General features: G+C 70.4%; 2 protein-coding genes and 1 pseudogene. 1 reads left to right on the top strand and 2 read right to left on the bottom strand.

Features of this window, described 5'->3' with window-relative positions; all coding sequences use genetic code 11:
• Positions 1 to 1,577: glutamine-hydrolyzing GMP synthase (gene guaA, locus JHC79_RS20370; RefSeq protein ID WP_296394250.1), on the top strand; the 1,577-nt coding region annotated here is incomplete at its 5' end.
• Between the two features lie 12 nt (positions 1,578 to 1,589).
• Here the strand turns inward: guaA and JHC79_RS20365 are convergent.
• The gene (locus tag JHC79_RS20365; RefSeq protein ID WP_296394249.1) at positions 1,590 to 1,781 is read right to left on the bottom strand and encodes a hypothetical protein; all 192 of its coding nucleotides are present in this window, start codon (positions 1,779 to 1,781) and stop codon (positions 1,590 to 1,592) included.
• A pseudogene (locus tag JHC79_RS20360) lies at positions 1,774 to 2,445 on the bottom strand (hypothetical protein); the annotation flags it as partial. The gene JHC79_RS20365 and the pseudogene JHC79_RS20360, both read right to left, overlap by 8 nt.

Below are 2,445 nucleotides of genomic sequence, written 5' to 3'. Positions count from 1 at the left end.
CAGCCCCTGATCCGGTCGAATCGGCCGCACCCCGCCCGGTCCTCGTCGTCGATTTCGGCGCCCAGTACGCGCAGTTGATCGCACGTCGGGTCCGCGAGGCCCGCGTCTACTCCGAGGTCATCCCGCACACCGCGACCATCGAGGAGATCGCCGCGAAAAACCCGGTGGCCCTGGTCCTCTCGGGCGGGCCGGCGTCGGTGTACGCCGACGATGCGCCCGGCCTGGATCCCGCCGTCCTCGACCTCGACATCCCGGTGTTCGGCATCTGCTACGGCTACCAGGCGATGGCCAAGGAACTCGGCGGCGTGGTCGCCAACACCGGCGGCCGCGAATTCGGTCGCACGACGCTGTCGTCGATCGGGGAGTCGGTGCTGATGGCAGGCACGCCGGAGACGCAGCCGGTGTGGATGAGCCACAACGACGCCGTGCAGGAAGCCCCGGCGGGCTTCACGGTCACCGCGTCCACCCCGGGAGCGCCGGTGGCCGCGTTCGAGAACCTCGAACGTCGGATGGCCGGTGTGCAGTACCACCCGGAGGTGATGCACACCCCGCACGGACAGCACATCCTGACGAAGTTCCTCTACGAGATCGCCGGTCTCGAGGCCGACTGGACCGCCGCGAACATCGCCGACGCCCTCGTCGAGCAGGTCCGCGCGCAGGTCGGTGACGGGCGCGCGCTGTGCGGGCTGTCCGGTGGCGTCGACTCCGCGGTGGCCGCCGCGCTGGTGCAGCGGGCCATCGGCAACCGTCTGACGTGTGTGTTCGTCGACCACGGACTGCTGCGGGCCGGTGAGCGCGAGCAGGTCCAGACCGACTTCGTCGCCGCCACCGGTGCGCGACTGGTCACCGTCGACGCCGAGGAGACGTTCCTGCGTGAGCTGGCCGGGCACAGCGACCCGGAGACCAAGCGCAAGATCATCGGTCGTGAGTTCATCCGGTCGTTCGAGGGTGCGGTCACCGACGTCCTCGACGGCAGCGAAGGAAGCGTCGACTTTCTGGTGCAGGGGACTCTGTACCCCGACGTCGTCGAGTCCGGTGGCGGCACGGGTACCGCGAACATCAAGAGCCACCACAACGTCGGCGGCCTGCCTGAGGACCTGGAGTTCTCACTGGTCGAGCCGTTGCGTCTGCTCTTCAAGGACGAGGTCCGTGCAGTGGGGCGCGAGCTCGGTCTGCCCGATGACATCGTCGGTCGCCAACCGTTCCCCGGACCGGGGCTCGCCATCCGCATCGTGGGGGAGGTGACCGCGGATCGTCTCGAGACCCTGCGGGCCGCGGACCTCATCGCCCGCGAGGAACTGACGAGCGCGGGCCTGGACAACTCGATCTGGCAGTGCCCGGTCGTGCTGCTCGCCGACGTCCGCAGTGTCGGGGTGCAGGGCGACGGCCGCACCTACGGCCACCCGATCGTCCTGCGACCGGTGTCGAGCGAGGACGCGATGACCGCTGACTGGACCCGCGTGCCGTACGAGGTGCTGGAGATCATCTCCACGCGCATCACCAATGAGGTCGCCGAGGTCAACCGAGTCGTTCTCGACGTGACGAGCAAGCCGCCGGGCACGATCGAGTGGGAGTGACCGGCGTATGGCTCAGCGGTTTCGGCCGCTGAGTCCACCGACGACGATCAGCACCAGGCCGATCAGGATCGCGATCCCGACCACGCCCCAGCGCACCGCACTGCTGTCGGCGATGTCGGGTGCGCCGGCCAGTCCCCAGATCGCGATCGCGAGCCCGGCGACACCGACGACGGCCTGGGTGGGGGAGAAGCGGTTGTCATCCACGGCTGACCTCCACGTGTCCCACGATGCTCGACGCGTCGATGTCGAGGACCGGTCCCGCCGTGCCGTCCGAGCCGCCGTCGAGTCCGGTCCGGCACGTCTCGTCGCCGATGGTGGTGCGGCACCGCACCTTCAGGTTCATCCCGGCCGGTGCGACCACGATCGCCTCACCGAGGCCGACCCGCAGCCGGACCGAACGGTTGCCCGTCAACGACACCGACCGCAGGTCGAGTGTCGCCGACCCCACGGTGAGTTCGTATCTCGGCGCGATGTCGCGATCGGTCACCGGACGCCAGTCACGATCACCGACTCCGCCGGCGGGTAGCGGCCCCATGCTCGATGCGGCCGAGCTGATCACCACCCCGACGGCCAGGATCACCGCCACCGGGACGAGGCCCGGTCCCCGTCGGGTGACCGCCCCGATGAGCAGACCCACGCAGACGACGGCCAGGGCCAGCGCCGTGATGCGGCCCGGCGTCAGCGCGTCGACGCCGGCGAACGCCGCGGTGGAGGCGCCGGCGGCGACGAGCAGGGCGGCACCGAGGGTGATCGGGGTGAGAGCGGATCGGCGCCGCACCGGGGCCGGAGGAGGTGCCACCGACGGCTCGGGGAGATCCCAGGCGAACGGGGCCACTCCGAGGGGATCCCACGCCGGTGGGGTCGGCGG

This window comes from Williamsia sp. (genome assembly GCF_016462415.1).
In the GTDB taxonomy this organism is placed as follows: Bacteria; Actinomycetota; Actinomycetes; order Mycobacteriales; family Mycobacteriaceae; genus Williamsia_A.
Note: the sequence above shows the minus strand (reverse complement) of the source record. Positions and strands in the feature narration are given on the sequence as shown.